We start from the raw sequence: 16,199 nt of genomic DNA on the forward strand, positions 1-16,199 counted from the left end.
GGATGATAATGAAAATTTCGTATTACACCCCTGACGGTTTCTATTATTATGTCCCTGACCAGCATGCAGAGCAGATCGAAGCGTGGAGAATTGAATTTTCTGATTTTCTGCAAAGCATTGAAGGTAAACATCCGTTCACTCAATATATGGAATCGATTAATTTCGATGATGAATTGGAATATGGGGTGTTTATTCGCAGTTACGGCGGGGATGACTTTATGGATTGGATCAACGTGGAAAAGTTAAAATGTAGGGGGATCTATCGTATTCCTGCACCACCAGACGATTCCAAGGTAGGAATCAGGATCGATTTTTGATCAGACGGTAGTCTCAAAATCAAAAGCCCCGCCTCATCGTGCAGTCTGCACATGAGGCGGGGCTTTGTTATATCATTTTATCCCATAAAAGATGAAGGGGATTACGCTTTTTTCATCATTTGACGCAGTACCGTTTGCAGGATACCACCGTTGTGATAGTAATCCACATCAACCATGCTGTCCAGACGAGCGATAACAGGGAAGTCGAACTGTGTACCGTCTTCACGAGTTACGGTTACTTTCAATTCTTGACCTGGTTTCACATCGTTGCTCAGACCTGTGATGTCAAACGTCTCACGTCCGTTCAGGCCGAGGCTGGACCAGCCATGACCTTCCTGGAATTGCAATGGCATAACGCCCATGCCGACCAAGTTACTGCGGTGAATCCGCTCGAAGCTTTCCGCGATAACCGCTTTGACGCCGAGCAGGAACGTACCTTTGGCTGCCCAGTCACGGGAGCTTCCTGTACCATACTCTTTACCTGCGATAACGATCAGGTTCTGTCCTTCAGCCTGATACTTCATGGAAGCATCGTAGATGGACATTTCTTCGTCTGTTGGCAAGTATTTCGTAATACCGCCCTCAGTACCTGGAGCTACCTGGTTACGAATACGGATGTTGGCGAACGTACCACGCATCATGACTTCATGGTTACCGCGGCGTGAACCGTAGGAGTTGAAGTCTTTGCGTTCTACACCATGCTCTTTCAGATACAAACCGGCTGGACTGGACGGAGCAATGTTACCTGCTGGTGAGATATGGTCCGTTGTTACGGAGTCACCCAGCAATGCCATTACACGTGCAGCGCGGATATCCGAGATATCGTTCAGCTTGTCACCAAGTTCTTGGAAGAATGGTGGGTTCTGGATGTATGTGGAGTTCGGATCCCACTCATACAGTTCGCCTTCCGGTACAGCAATTTGGTTCCAACGTTCATTGGCAGTAAATACGTTCTCGTACTTGTTGCGGAACATCTGTGCATTCAAGGAGCTTGCGATCGCATCCTTGATCTCTTCGGAGCTAGGCCAGATGTCTTTCAGGAATACAGGTTGATTATTTTGGTCGTGACCGATTGGATCGGTTTCGAAGTCAATATCCACTGTACCTGCCAGTGCGTAAGCAACAACCAGCGGTGGAGAAGCCAGATAGTTGGCTTTTACTTGAGCGTGTACACGGCCTTCGAAGTTACGGTTACCGGACAATACAGCCGCTACAGTCATATCGTTGGCAGCAATCGCTTCGCTTACTTCATCCGGCAGTGGACCGGAGTTACCGATACATGTTGCACAGCCGTAACCGGCAACGTTGAATCCGAGTTGGTCGAGATAAGGGATCAGACCGGCTTTTTCCAGATACTCGGTAACGACGAGTGAACCTGGAGTCAAGCTGCTTTTCACATATCCTGGTTTAGTCAAGCCAAGTTCAACTGCTTTTTTCGCCAGCAAACCTGCGCCGACCATAACGCTAGGGTTGGATGTATTCGTACAGCTTGTGATCGCCGCGATCACTACAGCTCCAGCTTTCAGTTCACTTGTAGAACCGTCAGGATGCTTCAAAGGCACTTTTTGTTCAATCTTCTCATCGCTCAGTCCATATCCGCCTTTGTCGACAGGTGTACGGATGATGCTGTTGAAGCTTTCTTTCATTTGAGTCAGCTCGATACGGTCTTGTGGACGTTTAGGTCCTGCAAGGCTCGGTACAACGGAGCCGAGATCCAGCTCAATAACATCAGTGAACTCCGGATCAACGGTGCTGGAAGTACGGAACATGCCTTGAGCTTTGTAATAAGCTTCAACCAGTTCTACTTGCTCGTCGGAACGTCCTGTGCTGCGCAGGTAGTTCAGCGTTTCGCTGTCTACTGGGAAGAAACCGATCGTTGCGCCGTATTCCGGTGCCATGTTGGCAACTGTTGCACGGTCAGCAAGGCCGATGTTGGCAAGACCCGGTCCGTAGAACTCAACGAATTTGCCGACAACGCCTTTTTTACGAAGCATTTGGGTAACGGTGAGCGCGAGGTCAGTTGCTGTTGCGCCTTCGCTCAGGCTGCCTGTCAATTTGAAACCGATAACGTCTGGTGTTACAAAATAAAGCGGTTGGCCCAGCATACCTGCTTCGGCCTCGATACCACCTACACCCCAGCCGACAACGCCGAGACCGTTGATCATAGTGGTATGGGAGTCTGTACCTACGAGGGAATCCGGGAATACAACCGTTTCGCCATCAACCGTTTTGGTTGCAGCCACGGAAGCAAGGTACTCCAAGTTAACCTGGTGAACGATCCCTGTGGATGGTGGAACAGCACGGAAGTTGTTGAATGCTGTTTGTGCCCAGCGCAAGAAGCGGTAACGCTCTTCGTTACGCTCGAATTCAACTTTGATGTTGTAATCCAGTGCATCACTGGTTCCGAAAGCATCAACCATAACGGAGTGGTCAATAACGAGATCAACAGGAACGAGCGGGTTGATTTGTTTTGGGTCGCCGCCTGCTTTTTTCACGGTGTCACGCATTGCTGCAAGGTCAACAACAACCGGTACACCCGTGAAATCCTGCAATACGATCCGCGCAGGGATAAACGGGATTTCCTTATTATTATCACGGCCTTCTGCCCAGCCGGTCAGTTGTTTAACGTGTTCTTCGGTGATGGCACGTCCGTCGAATTGACGAATCGCTGCTTCAAGCAGCACTTTAATCGAGAAGGGAAGCTTGGAAAGGTCGCCGTGGCCGCCTTCCTGAAGAGCATCAAGACTGTAGTAGCGGTAAGACTTGCCTCCAACCTCAAGCGTACGAGCGGCGGAGAAATGGTTCTTGGCTGACATACATGTACCTCCTTAAAATGTGTCGGTGAGATGAAGAAAACGTTCATTGCTAAATGAAGAACAGGCCTTCACCGTTCCGTGTTCTTGTTCGATGGTTTCATCAGATGAAACATAATTTCAAAATCATAACTTTAGTTCTAAGTATACCGTTTTCACATCCGTACGTAAAGGGCTTTTTGCCTGTGCAAGCAAGCGTTTCAACAGATGAAGGCGTTTTCTGGATTCTGGTGTGAATGTGGGTGATATTGATCTTTTCAGGTCACATATTTAGGCACGTCATCTGACTGTGTACATACAAACTAGGTCCCCTTCATATGAATAATAGGAGTTCACTGTATCGATTGAGCAGTGAGAGTGTTCGTCGGCTTAGCGAATTGCATTTATCCAAAATACGGGTGATCCAGATCCGAACTCATGCCAAAGGGGGACACAAGCTTGGAACGCGAATGGAAGAGTGCCTTATACACGTACGTCAACCAGTACAATCGCTGTGAGATCGATTACCGTCCACAGACGAGTGAACGGATCGTCACCGATCCCGAATTTGTGATGGAACGGGGAGAACGCATGGCAAGGCTGGATGAATGGTATCGCAAACGGCGCGCTGTACCTCTTCGCAGCGAGACCAGCGCCAAGCTTGTGCGTACACTCATTGATGGATCTGAAGAAGCGGTGGCGGAAGTGCAACTGTACAGCAGGCTGTTCTATGAGAAGAGTGGCATCACCCACCGGGAAGATCGGATTGAACGGGAGCGATTAACTTTTTTGCGTGAAAATGGGCATTGGATTATAGCGCGTGTGGAACGAGAAGTGCCGGAGCGCCGTCCAGCGGGGGAAGGGCGTCCTTATCAACAAGCCGATTTTGTACAGGCGGTGAATCGGCCGCTTCTGAATCGGGAAGTATTGGGTCAAGGCAGAAGTGCCATAAGGCATATTTATCGCCGGGATCTGGCTGTAGCCTACGCAGATCGATGGTGGAATGCAGGTAATCCGGCATATGAAGAATTTGATGTGGACTGCACGAATTACGTGTCCCAGTGTCTCTTTGCAGGGGAAGCACCCATCCACTATACTGGTAGAAGAGAAGCGGGCTGGTGGTATAAAGGGTATGTGAACGGCGCGGAAATGTGGAGTTACAGCTGGGCTGTATCCAACAGTCTGGCAAGATATCTGTCGGGCAGCAGCTGGGGGCTGACGGCCACCGAGGTGGATCGTCCTGAGCAGCTGATGCTTGGTGACGTTATTTTCTACGATTGGGATGGCGATGGAAGATTCCAGCACAGCACGGTGGTCACCGCTTTTGACGCGGGGGGCATGCCGCTGGTAAATGCACATACGGTGAGCAGTCGCCATCGTTACTGGGATTACCGGGATTCCTATGCCTGGACGGAGCGGACGGTATATCGACTTTTTCATATCGCGGACGAATTTTAACAGGGAAAGATTTGCGAGATTCGGTGACGCAGACAGCCCGTTCCGTGTAAAATAAGAACAGAGACCGGAAGCAGCAGGGCAATAGCCTGTAACGGCTGCGCAGATAGCATCACGTACAGATATAATCGGAGGTTACGCATGAGTATGGATAAATTAAAAGTAGGCGTCGTATACGGCGGAAAATCAGGCGAGCACGAAGTATCGCTGCAAACGGCGTTTGCTGTAACAAATGCATTTGATTACGAGAAGTATGAACTGGTTCCTTTTTATATCTCCAAGCAGGGGACGTGGAAAAAAGGAGCCGTGATGAATGCACCTTTTGCACGTATTGAAGATCTGAAACTGGAAAACTTCGCGGGCGGCACACAGGACGCGCTGAATGCATTATTCGCACGTTTATACGGCGGAGCGGAAGCACTGGACATTATGTTCCCGTTGCTGCACGGCACGTTTGGTGAAGACGGCACGATCCAGGGGATGTTTGAGATGGCGGATATGCCGTATGTTGGCGCAGGGGTGCTGGCTTCGGCAGGCGGCATGGACAAAGTAGTTATGAAAAAACTGTTTGCTCAAGCCGGGATTGACCAGTGTGCCTTCACGTATTTTAACGCAACACAATGGAAACAGACTGAACACGAAATGATCGTACAGGTTGAAGATCAGCTGGGTTATCCTTGCTTCATTAAACCAGCCAACCTTGGTTCCAGTGTAGGTATTTCCAAAGCGCGTAACCGCGATGAACTGAAAACAGCGATTGAGTTTGCACTCCGGTATGATACCAAAGTAGTCATTGAGGAATTTGTGGAAGCACGCGAAGTTGAAGTTAGTGTTCTTGGAAATGATGAACCGATGGCTTCGGTTCCAGGCGAGATTGTATCCTCTGGTGAGTATTACGATTATGCAGCCAAATACATCGATGGTCAGTCTCAGATGTTGATTCCTGCACCGCTCGACCCTGAGGCAGCAGACCGTATTCGTGAAGCGGCTTTGCAAGCGTTCCGTGCTATTGAGGGTAACGGAATCTCCCGCGCAGATTTCTTCATTCGCAAATCGGATGACGCACTGCTAATTAACGAAGTGAACACGATGCCTGGCTTCACCCCGTACAGCATGTACCCGCTCTTGTGGCGCGAGACAGGTGTGTCGTATGCCGAATTGCTGGATCGCATGATCGAACTGGGACTGGAGCGGTATAACCGTAAACAGGCACTGAATTACGAAAACGGCGTTTAGGCATAGCCTGGACGATCCGCTATCCAAGCTAGATTTCCACTATCAGGAGATTGGGAGGAATGTGCATGGGATTTCAGACAGAGTTTAATTCCGTATGTAAATTCAAAAGCGAGCAAGAGTTATTTGAACTGCTGGAATACGGTCGCGGCAAAATGGTCAAACAAGGCTTCCGGGTGTTTCCTACCGGGCAAAAGGTCATTGCCTACACTCCGGACAATGTAGCAGTCGCGATTGTGAAAATTGTGGCTTCCATTGCGGAGATCAATTTTCAGAATCAAGAAGTAACGGAAGTAGAGATGCAGCTTATTCGCAAGCTGACCGAGGAAGAATCACGGGTCCAGACGGCGCTTGCTGATGAGATGTTCTTTGGAGAACAGGCGCAGGAATAGAGCCTATTGATAGGGCTATCACTGGAGTTTAGCTTTACGGGTAACTTCTTTCACAGAGCGGCTGGACGGTTTTACAATCATGCGATTACGCTCCCTTGTTTAGGGTAAAACTTGGTTATATACCATGTCGGCTTAGCTTCGCGGCTGTCTTCTGTCGTGTAAGTCTGTCCGTCCTAAACAGAGAGGAAGAAATTCATGCTTGTACGTTTCGGTTACGTGGCGATGTCGGTGCTGGTGGAGAATGCTTCGCCTTCCCGGACGATGACGATGGCCAGTTTTAATAAAATCGGAGACAGGGAAGCGGCTATTCGCAAGCTGGAACGCATTGCAGCCGAGAACCTGCATAATACCTTACGTTTGCTCCGGCACAACAAAGGAAGTCATATTCATGTATATCGCTTTTCTTCGAAATTAATTCCACTGGCTACCCATGAAGATTTGAGTGATTGGGACCCTTTTCCGGCACTGAAACCGGATTTCCAAGCGATTGGTGATTTCGTGAAGGAAAATCAGATGCGCGTATCCTTTCATCCGGATCATTTTACCGTGCTGAGTACCCCTCGCGAAGAGGTGCTGCGTAACTCGATGAAGGATCTTCGTCATCATGTCCGAATGCTGGACGCCATGGGCCTCAATGCGACAGCCAAGAACAATATTCATATTGGTGGTGCATATGGGGACAAGCCTTCAGCGGCACGGCGTTTTGAAGAAAATTTTTGGAAGCTGGACCGGGATATTCAGGAGCGGCTGACGCTTGAAAATGATGACAAAACGTTTAATTCACCTGAGACACTTGCGGTATGTCAGAACATTGGGTTGCCGATGGTACTGGATATTCATCACCAGTGGGTGAACAACGAAGGCGAGCAGCCATGGGAGCTGTGGCCGGATATTTTAAAAACCTGGCAGTTACCGCTCGCACAAGCCGATGCACCGCCAGATCGACCATTAGTTCCAAAAATTCATGTGTCCAGCCCGAAGAGCGAAAAGGACCTTCGCGGACATGCCGATGGGGTGGAAGTCGAGCCACTACTTGATTTTCTTCGTCATATCGCTGCGGATACACCAGCACTTGATGTAATGATCGAGGCAAAACGCAAGGATGAGGCCTTGGTGCAGCTGATGCAAAAACTGGCCTTTTATCAGGATGAAGGCGTTGAATGGGTGGATGAGTCCACGGTACGAATTCATCCGTGAAGCCAAAAGGGGCTTGGACAGCAAGAAACTTTACGAATGCTCAGACGTATACTTCTAACAAGTATTTTTAACTTTTTCGTAGATTGATATAGAAAGTAGAGTGAACGCTTTGAGTGAAAAGGAAAAGGTACCTTATGTCGTGACAAGCAAAAGCTATACTGCCGTTGCTATTAATGCTGCGTCCAAGGCGGGAGAGTGGATCAAGAGCCGTCTGGGTACGGTAAGTGAACTCGGAACGAAGTATTCTCCTCAAGATCTGGTGACGGAAGTGGATAAAGGGGCAGAGCAGATGATTCGCCGTTTGATTCTGACCCATTTTCCAGACCACGCTATTCTGGGGGAAGAAGGAGTCGAGCCAGGGCCCGAAGCTTCAGCAAGAGCGCTGAAAGAGGCAGCAGAGGAAGAGTACCTCTGGATTGTTGACCCGGTGGATGGAACGACGAACTTTGTGCACGGATTCCCATTCTATTCGGTGTCCATTGCCCTCGCGCATAAGGGTGAAGTAATTGTGGGTGTTATCTATGATCCTTCCCGTGACGAATTATTTGTTGCGGAAAAAGGAAAAGGAGCCTATGTACACGGAAACCGGATGACAGTATCGGGTGAGGAAACATTGGCACAGAGCCTTGTGGCGGTAGGCTTCCCGGCAGATACCACCTTTGCGCTGCCGCTGAATATGGCTGCTGTCCAGGCCCTTGCTCCGCAGGTGCGCAATCTGCGTGCAGGTGGCTCGGCTGCGATTCATCTGGCTTATGTTGCTGCTGGACGTCTGAGTGCTTACACGGAAGTTGGCCTCAAACCGTGGGATATTGCTGCAGGTGCACTCCTGGTTGCGGAATCCGGCGGTAAAGTGACGGATACGAAGGGAACACCATATACGCTAGCTGTGAATCATATCGTTGCCAGCAATGGCAAGATTCATGATGCGTTGACGGAAGTTTTGAAGGAAGCCAAGGCTACCGGACTGGAGTAAATCATATACCACTATATTGAAGGAGTAAATTACGATGGATGAATCCAAAGAACTGGAACGACGGCTTAGCGACATGCTGACGGAAGGAGACATGGAAGCGTCCGATGATGCTGAAGAGCGTGAACGTCAGCTCATTCCTCCGAAGTACGAGGTGCGTATTCAGACAGAACGAGACCCGATTGTGGAGGAAACGTTAAAGTTTCGTACGATGGCTCGTGAACTGGATGATCGATATGACCGGTATCTGGATCGTGCTGCTGGGCAGGAAACCAAGTCAAATGGCGAACCAACGTCAAGTCAGCGTGCAGATCAAGATCAAGTTAGGGATTCAGATTCGGACAGCGAAGCGTAACATACAGGAAACATATGACCATTAATGGGCATACCATCATAAGTATACACATTATCAATAGAATTGCTCCCATCAATAGAGTCAGATTCTAAAAATAATAGACTTCCCTGTAAAGGGAAGTCTATTATTTTGCGTGCACATTTAGGCAAGAGGACAAAGCTATATTTGAAGTGATAGAATAGAGGTACACAAGCATATGTCATCGGAACGATGGATGTACTATATAAAAGTGTAAATGTAGATTTGACTAAGGGAGTGTCATAAGAATGAAGCGTAAACGTATTTGGAAAAACACCGCCGCAGGCCTGAGCGCAAGCATGCTGGCAGGTATGTTGTTGCTCACACCGTCCGCCTTACCGGCACATGCTGCTGATGCCAAAACGGGCGTATTACCTGTGGCTTCAAATGAAGCATCACTTACAACAACAAAGAAAGATGCCGCCGCTGTAACCAAAGAATTCCGGATCGTTACATTGGGTGACTCCATTACTGTAGGATATGAGCCGAAGATGACCACATTGCCTTATGGTTACGTTGAGCGTTTGCAGGAACAGGGCTTGCTCCATGGGCGTACACAAGTAGATAACTTCGGCATCGCTGGACTCAAAACGAGCGGTTTGAAGACCTTTACGGATGCGATCAAGGAAGGTAAGACGCTGACTTCCGAAGCAATTCAGCCGAATCTGCCTGATCCGCGAGCAGGACAGATTGGGGCAAACACAACCGCGATTCGCGAAAGCATTGCACAGGCTAATCTCGTAGCGATGACGATTGGCGGCAATGATGTATCGGAGCTTCTGGGCACAGCAAACACCATGAGCGACCAAGAGTTGCAAGAGAAAGTGAAAGAATTGCTGTCAATGTATACAACCAATGTTACTGCGATCATTAATAATATTCATGAGATTAATCCATCTGCCCGGATTGTTATTGCTGACCAGTACCAGCCGATGCCAGCAGTAGCAGGCAAAGAGCTGTATGCCAAGTTGATGCAGGCTTCTCAGGGCTTCACACAAACGATTGATGGCATTGCTGCTCAGTTCACAGCTCAGGGTGCTGATGTGAAAGTGGCTCATGTAGCCAAAGATTTTGTTGGCGGTGAAGGCACAATGACACATATGATCAAAAATCGGGATTTCCACCCGAATCAGCTTGGATATGCTGCTATTGCTGAAGAATTTGCAAAAACCATTTGGGGTGACTACACGAAACTGACCGCGCCAGATGCAGGCCAGCCAATGAACATCATCGTAAGTGGCAAGACGCTGAGCACACCGTATAAACCAGTCATTCGTAACGGCAAAAACTTCGTCGCGATCCAGGATATCGTGAATGCAGTGGGTGCCAAAACCGTTTGGGATAACAAAACGTCAACTGCAACCATTACCTACGGTGACCGCACAGTAGCTGTGAAGATTGGAGCGAATGCCGTGAAAGTGAACGGTGCATCCGTTGCAGTGGACACTCCGGCCTTCCTGAACAAAGTAGGCAAGGAAGCCAAAACGTATGTACCTGTGGCCATGGTAGCCGAAGGTCTTGGTTTTGACGTGCAGTATATCGCGAAGCTCAAGACGGTATTTGTGAATCCGTAAGGCTTTTAAGAGAGCACTCCTATGAATGTTTAAAAATGAATGTGTGAGAAGTGATTTTACCCTAAAGGTAGGATGGAGTGGCGAGGCAGGACTTGTTCCTGACTCGTCACTTTTTTCGGTGTTTTTTAGTGGATTAGATTAGTGAAATCATTAGGAGATTCAAGAAATGATGTTAGTCTTGAGAATTCAGGGGGAAGTGTAATTCTAACGGTCAGGAGAAGCCTTATTTGGCTTGAAATAAGACTTTTGAAATTCTAACGATCCGTAGAGACGTTATTTAGAGAAATCTCTAAGGTTTAACCCTTTTTCACATGGAAATGACCCAAATAGCGTCACGGGTGATCGTTAGATTTTGAAACCACGTCAAAATGGCCAAATAAGGTCTGTGGTGATCGTTAGAGATCCAAGAGACAATAAGAGCACTGCAAGAGCGTTCAAGATCACAGCAAGAGTAATATATCCATAGCATTTCTCCGAAATCGTGTCTCGCAACAAAGTAAAGTGATGAATACATCGACTTTCCCCTGAATCTCTTCGTTTTTCGAGTAACCTAAATACCCGCACATCTATGGTCCGATATCGCCCCCTGAGGAACACGAATCTCCAACAAACAGCCACATCCGCTCCCAAGTAACACAACAGTCCAGCCCAAAGCTATATCGCCTTCCCCACTGAGGAACGAACCTCTCCTAGCATTAAAAGTCACCCTCACCCTGCAAGCTAACCAAGGTTGCAACGCAGGTAACTTGTTCCGCTAAAAAGTGTTATAGTCACCTACCTTGATGCTTGTATACCTGCTAAGATGACTCCGTAGGTTGCATAAATATGACTTGTCATCCGACCATGGATGTGTAAATATGAAAATAACTTACAAGTACGCTGCGTGTACTACCCAATTCAGACCCTTATCAGCTTCATCGTAGGCCGGTATCCCTCTAAACCAGCAACCCTTCGCCAAGCAAAGGAGCGCTCCTGAATGAGTAAATTTAAAAACGCTTTCACCACACTACCCATTCACCACAAAACGATGTTACTGATCGGTTTTTTGATGCTGATCAGCTTTGCTTTCTACGTATCTGTCATGCAGTACGTGTTAAATATTTATGACCGCCAGATCTATGAGAAGTCATCACAGGTGCTCAATATGTCATCGGTTGGCATCGAGAACAAGCTCCGCGAGTTATCCAATCTGTCCTTCAAAGTGATGTCGGATGAGCCGCTGCAACAGTATCTGCTGCAACTGGAGAAGGCGGAGACCGGATACGAGCGGAACAGTCTTCGTAAAAAAGTGACAAACCGACTTGTTGCCTATGCGGGTTCCGAGAAATACGTGTACTCCATGATGTTTATCGACAACGATAACAATGTCATGGCCGCAGGTAATCGGGAAGGCATCTCAGAGGCGAAGCAACAGGAACTAATTTCGCTCGGTGAGCAATATGCAGGTTCCAACGTATGGCTGGCAAGTGGGGACCAACAGGCGAGGTTGCTGTCGGTCAGACAGGTGAAGTCCTTTACGGGCGGAGCATTTACGCTGGAAAAATTGGGTACCCTGATTATTCGTGTGCGGCTGGATCGTATCGTCCAGGATCAGATGCAGGAACCAGCGGAGGACTCGCAGTTGCTCATTGTTGACGGGACAGAGGTCATCTATCCGACCGAATCAACGGTCAGCAGGTCCGAAATCGCAGCAGAGCTGAAGCGGACGCAGCCTTACGGAATCACCACGTTAGAGCAGGGCAAATTTTTTGTTGCGAGAGCTCACTCCTCGTATACCAGCTGGAATTACTTATATACTACGCCATTTGATCAGATGTTCAAGCAGATTCAGTTTGTCAAACAGCTCGTCATGGCCATTTTTATTATGATCTTTCTGGTGGCTCTTGTGATTGGAGCCAAATTCTCGCGCAGTATCACCCATCCGATTGCCCAATTAATTAAGAAAATGCGTAATATTGAAAAAGGGGACCTGGATAAACTGGAAGAAGCCGCTCTTGGCAGCGTTCCCGTATCTCCGCAGAATGAAGTGGGATTGCTGCATCGAACCTTCAAGATGATGCTGCAGCGGATTCGAGAGCTGATTGATGAAAATTATGCAAAGCAGCTTGTTATTCGCGAGACAGAATTGAAAGCGCTTCAAGCACAGATCAATCCACACTTTTTGTATAACACGCTCGAATCCATTAACTGGCTTGCCAAAGTGCAGAAACAGCATCAAATCTCCGAGATGGTCGAAGCGCTTGGCTTCCTTCTGCGCAGCTCGGTCAATATGTCCGAGAAATGGATTACGCTGGAACGGGAGCTGGACATCGTGCGCAGCTACGTTACCATTCAGCGTACCCGGTTCGAGGAAAGACTAGACTTTGACATGCATATTGCGCCTGAGGTTGGAACTGCTCGAATTCCCAAATTAACATTACAGCCGCTTGTAGAGAATGCCATTCATTATGCACTTGAGCCGAGCATCGAGCCTTGTCAGATTCGAATCCGTGCCAGAGCAGAAGGGGAGCATATTCGGATTGAGGTGGAGGATAACGGGCCGGGCATGACCTCCGAATTTATGGAACGTTTACAGGAAGGGCAGATTCAGACCAGAGGACAGGGCATAGGGCTTACGAATATTCAGGAACGTCTAAGGCTGACCTTTGGCGATGTAGGCACCATGAGCATAAACAGCAAGCCTGGATCAGGAACTGTAGTATCGATCAGCATACCTTGGATCAGAGAGGACGATGACGATGTACAAAGTGATGCTCGTAGATGATGAACGTGTCATACTGGAGGGGATTTCTCAGGTGGTTGACTGGGCGGCCGCAGGGACAGAACTTGTGGATACGGCCAGAAACGGAGTGGAAGCACTGGGGAAAATCGAAAGTGCCAAACCCGATATCATCATTACCGATATTTCCATGCCGGGTCTAGATGGGCTGGGTCTGATCGAGAAGGCTTCCGAAGCTTATCCGGCGGTACGATTTATCATGTTGTCTGGCTACAAGGAGTTTGAGTATGCCCGCAAGGCGATGCAATATGGGGTGAAGCATTATCTGCTGAAACCTTGCAACGAGAATCAGATTCATGATGCCTTGGTTGAGCTTTTGCAGGAGCGTCAGGATGCGCAGGTGAAAGAACATGTTGCGGGAGAGATCAAGCAACGTTTGCAGCGAGTACTTCCCCATGTGAAGGAACAGTTTCTGCTGGAGTTCATGACCAACCGTACATATGGACCGATGGATCTGGAATATTATCAGGATCTATTCAATCTGGAGCTGCAGCAGAAAAGCGTTCGGTTACTGCTGGTTCGGATTGTGGAAGAGCATGATTACAGTCATTTGTTTGCGATCAAAAATATAGCGGCTGACATGCTTCCTGATGTTCTGTTAAGCACAACCATTGAAGGCAAGCTCCTGATTGTCCTGGCAGAACCAGCGGATGTGCATATGTTGCAGGAGCGAATTGAAGCGGTTCGTCAGACATTTACCCGTCTGTACAGATTAGAGCTGACGGCTGCGCTCAGTGAAGCGGACCATATGACCCAGTCCCGGCGGTTGTTCCGCGAAGTGATGCAGTACTTGAATCATCGCTTTTTCATTGGGGAGGGCAAACTTATAACCAAGAATGATGTGGTGCTGGCAGGGGAATGTGACGGTGTGAATGTAGAGCAGGATGCTGATCAGCTGTGCCAGTTAATTAAATCGGGCAATACGGAGGGAGTTGCCGCCGAGGTACATCGTCTGTTCGAGCAACTGGCAGATCAGAAGCTGGATATTGAGGTGACACGCGCCTATGTAGTGCAGTTATATTCTGCCATGATTCAAGTCTGCCCGCCAGAGGAGGCAACCGATTTCACGCAGCGGATGGCGGAACTGACGCATATGGATACGTTAGCTGATTTGAATACATTTGTAGCAGACAGTGCCACCCGTTTAACTGCGGGTTATTATAAAAATTACATCAGTCGTCAATCATCGGCAGTGGAGAAAATGATGGACATCGTAGACCGTCACTATGGTGAGGCTGACCTTTCCTTGAGTGGAGTGGCGCATCAGATGTTGTATATGAATCCAGACTACCTCGGCAAAATTTTCAAAAAAGTCACCGGCGAAAATTTCTCTAATTACGTCAATCGTCTACGCATTGAACGGGCGTGTGAACATATCCGCAGGGGCGGAGATGTGAAGGTGTTCGAGCTGGCCGAATTGTTCGGTTTTGGAGGTAACTCGCAATATTTCAGTCAGGTGTTTAAAAAATGGACCGGGATGACACCGACTGAATACCGCAGATTCGGCATCTAAGAGGGAATTAGCAATGCAATGCAAAGCGATGTCATGTCATATCTTAAGAGGGGGATAACCGACGCTTGCAGCGTCAGGGATGTCCTCCTCTGTTTTTTGAACCAACAAGACGGTTTTGTGTATTCAACTTGGATCGTACTTTTGCGAAAATGACAATATCAAGTTCGTGAAAGCGTTATCAGTGTCTCGTTAACAAGATGGAGATAACCCGTTCACAATACCATATCAGTATAAAAAGGGGAGATTGGCATGGTGAAAAAGGCAATATTCCTGATGATGGCTGCGTTACTTGTATTTACAGCAGCGTGTAGCTCAGGCGGAGGCGGCGAACAAGGATCTGGGAGCAAAGATGAATCAGTGAATCTGCGAATTGCCTGGTGGGGCTCGGATACACGTCATGAATATACACAGAAGGTCATCGACCTGTATAAAACCAAAAATCCAAACGTCAAAATTGATGTGGAATATGCTTCTTTTGATGACTACTGGAAAAAGCTTGCCCCGCAAGCCGCAGCCAACCAGCTGCCTGACATTATTCAGATGGATATTTCCTACATCAGCCAATATGCACAGAACGGTCAGCTTGAAGATCTCGCACCGTATCTGGGCAATCAGATCAAGGTGGATGATGTGGCCGAGAATGTCATCAGTACAGGTGTTATTAACGGCAAACAGTACGGTGTACCTGCTGGGGTTAACGTACTTGGTTTCCAATATGATCCTGCGTTGCTCAAGAAAGCTGGCGTAGATGCCATGCCGGAAAATCTGACATGGGAATCCTACGAAGCGCTTGGCAAACAAGCAGCAGAGAAGGGACTGTATCTGGATGGCGGTGTAGCGCCAGATATCTTCTTCCACTATTTCCTGCGTACCAAAGGCAAATCGCTCTACAACCCGGAAGGAACCGGGCTTGGTTATGATGACGATGCCCTGTTCGTAGAGTTTTTCGGATTAATGCAACGGATGATCGAGCAGAAGGCTGCGCCTTCACCGGATGTAGCTAACCAAACGAAAGGTATCATTGAAGAGTCGGATCTGGTCAAAGAAAAAGGCATTGGCGTATGGCAATGGTCGAACCAGTTCGTCGCTTTGCAACAGGTCGCTAACCGTCCGCTTGCGATTGCCCCAATGCCAGGGCCCGATATGGAAAAAGGACTTTACATGCAGCCAAGTATGTACTGGGGTGTAACGTCCAACTCCAAGGTGAAGGAAGAAGCAGCAAAGTTCATTGACTTCTGGGTGAATGACGAAGAGGCGAACAAACTGATCAAAGGGGAGCGCGGTGTACCGATCTCCGGGAAAATCAAAGAGGCTATTGCTCCTGAACTGAGTGATGCAACGAAACAGGTATTTGAATTCGTGGCATCGATGGAGCCAAAAGCTTCTCCAATGAGCCCACCACCACCGGTTGGATCACCGGAGGTCATTTCCTCACTCGCTGATGTAGTGGAGGAGCTGAACTTTGGCAAGATTACTGCCGAACAGGCGGCACAGACGTTCCGCAAAAATGCAGAATCCGTGCTTGCCAACAATAAATAACAATTGAATGATGCCTTGCTCGTCCCGCATGCAGGGATAGACGGGAACCAGGCTGCTCGCTGACG

General features: G+C 48.3%; 12 protein-coding genes. 11 read left to right on the top strand and 1 reads right to left on the bottom strand.

The window, feature by feature from the left end; translation table 11 throughout:
• Positions 1–2 precede the first annotated feature (2 nt).
• On the top strand, positions 3–317 hold the full coding sequence (locus EC604_RS25605; protein WP_123066861.1) for a hypothetical protein: 315 nt from the start codon (positions 3–5) through the stop codon (positions 315–317).
• A 101-nt stretch (positions 318–418) separates the two neighbouring features.
• On the opposite strand, the gene acnA is transcribed toward EC604_RS25605, so the two are convergent.
• Positions 419–3,133 carry an aconitate hydratase AcnA gene (gene acnA, locus EC604_RS25610; protein ID WP_123066862.1) on the bottom strand — a complete coding sequence of 905 codons (2,715 nt, stop codon included), beginning with the start codon at positions 3,131–3,133 and terminating at the stop codon, positions 419–421.
• Between the two features lie 414 nt (positions 3,134–3,547).
• Here acnA and EC604_RS25615 point away from each other — a divergent pair, with 414 nt between their 5' ends.
• From EC604_RS25615 to EC604_RS25660, 10 genes are all read left to right on the top strand, one after another.
• Positions 3,548–4,567 carry an amidase domain-containing protein gene (locus EC604_RS25615; protein WP_123066863.1) on the top strand — a complete coding sequence of 340 codons (1,020 nt, stop codon included), beginning with the start codon at positions 3,548–3,550 and terminating at the stop codon, positions 4,565–4,567.
• Positions 4,568–4,705: 138 nt separating this feature from the next.
• A complete protein-coding gene (locus tag EC604_RS25620) occupies positions 4,706–5,800 on the top strand; it encodes a D-alanine--D-alanine ligase (protein WP_123066864.1) in 1,095 nt (364 codons plus the stop codon).
• Positions 5,801–5,865: 65 nt separating this feature from the next.
• Positions 5,866–6,189 (top strand): hypothetical protein, encoded by a 324-nt coding sequence (locus EC604_RS25625; RefSeq protein ID WP_123066865.1) that lies wholly within the window; start codon positions 5,866–5,868, stop codon positions 6,187–6,189.
• Positions 6,190–6,384: 195 nt separating this feature from the next.
• Positions 6,385–7,386 (top strand): UV DNA damage repair endonuclease UvsE, encoded by a 1,002-nt coding sequence (uvsE, locus tag EC604_RS25630; RefSeq protein WP_123066866.1) that lies wholly within the window; start codon positions 6,385–6,387, stop codon positions 7,384–7,386.
• A gap of 109 nt (positions 7,387–7,495) precedes the next feature.
• Positions 7,496–8,359 (top strand): inositol monophosphatase family protein, encoded by an 864-nt coding sequence (locus tag EC604_RS25635; protein WP_240037218.1) that lies wholly within the window; start codon positions 7,496–7,498, stop codon positions 8,357–8,359.
• A 34-nt stretch (positions 8,360–8,393) separates the two neighbouring features.
• The gene (locus EC604_RS25640; protein WP_123066868.1) at positions 8,394–8,711 is read left to right on the top strand and encodes a hypothetical protein; all 318 of its coding nucleotides are present in this window, start codon (positions 8,394–8,396) and stop codon (positions 8,709–8,711) included.
• Between the two features lie 266 nt (positions 8,712–8,977).
• Positions 8,978–10,303 carry a stalk domain-containing protein gene (locus EC604_RS25645; protein WP_123066869.1) on the top strand — a complete coding sequence of 442 codons (1,326 nt, stop codon included), beginning with the start codon at positions 8,978–8,980 and terminating at the stop codon, positions 10,301–10,303.
• Positions 10,304–11,279: 976 nt separating this feature from the next.
• A complete protein-coding gene (locus EC604_RS25650) occupies positions 11,280–13,067 on the top strand; it encodes a sensor histidine kinase (RefSeq protein ID WP_123066870.1) in 1,788 nt (595 codons plus the stop codon).
• Positions 13,042–14,595, top strand: coding sequence for a response regulator transcription factor (locus EC604_RS25655; protein WP_123066871.1), 1,554 nt, complete (start codon positions 13,042–13,044; stop codon positions 14,593–14,595). Before EC604_RS25650 ends, EC604_RS25655 begins: the two co-directional genes overlap by 26 nt.
• Positions 14,596–14,844: 249 nt before the next feature.
• The gene (locus EC604_RS25660; protein WP_123066872.1) at positions 14,845–16,134 is read left to right on the top strand and encodes an ABC transporter substrate-binding protein; all 1,290 of its coding nucleotides are present in this window, start codon (positions 14,845–14,847) and stop codon (positions 16,132–16,134) included.
• The last annotated feature ends 65 nt before the right edge of the window (positions 16,135–16,199 follow it).

It is taken from the genome of Paenibacillus amylolyticus (assembly GCF_003719335.1).
GTDB classification, from domain to species: Bacteria; Bacillota; Bacilli; order Paenibacillales; family Paenibacillaceae; genus Paenibacillus; species Paenibacillus amylolyticus_D.

Excerpts from the sequence above, each read along its gene's own strand:
- uvsE (WP_123066866.1), top strand. The coding sequence starts at position 6,385 with ATGCTTGTACGTTTCGGTTACGTGGCGATGTCGGTGCTGGTGGAGAAT.
- EC604_RS25660 (WP_123066872.1), top strand. The coding sequence starts at position 14,845 with ATGGTGAAAAAGGCAATATTCCTGATGATGGCTGCGTTACTTGTATTT.
- EC604_RS25655 (WP_123066871.1), top strand. The coding sequence starts at position 13,042 with ATGTACAAAGTGATGCTCGTAGATGATGAACGTGTCATACTGGAGGGG.
- EC604_RS25605 (WP_123066861.1), top strand. The coding sequence starts at position 3 with ATGATAATGAAAATTTCGTATTACACCCCTGACGGTTTCTATTATTAT.
- EC604_RS25620 (WP_123066864.1), top strand. The coding sequence starts at position 4,706 with ATGAGTATGGATAAATTAAAAGTAGGCGTCGTATACGGCGGAAAATCA.
- EC604_RS25625 (WP_123066865.1), top strand. The coding sequence starts at position 5,866 with ATGGGATTTCAGACAGAGTTTAATTCCGTATGTAAATTCAAAAGCGAG.
- acnA (WP_123066862.1), bottom strand. The coding sequence starts at position 3,133 with ATGTCAGCCAAGAACCATTTCTCCGCCGCTCGTACGCTTGAGGTTGGA.
- EC604_RS25615 (WP_123066863.1), top strand. The coding sequence starts at position 3,548 with ATGCCAAAGGGGGACACAAGCTTGGAACGCGAATGGAAGAGTGCCTTA.
- EC604_RS25650 (WP_123066870.1), top strand. The coding sequence starts at position 11,280 with ATGAGTAAATTTAAAAACGCTTTCACCACACTACCCATTCACCACAAA.
- EC604_RS25645 (WP_123066869.1), top strand. The coding sequence starts at position 8,978 with ATGAAGCGTAAACGTATTTGGAAAAACACCGCCGCAGGCCTGAGCGCA.
- EC604_RS25640 (WP_123066868.1), top strand. The coding sequence starts at position 8,394 with ATGGATGAATCCAAAGAACTGGAACGACGGCTTAGCGACATGCTGACG.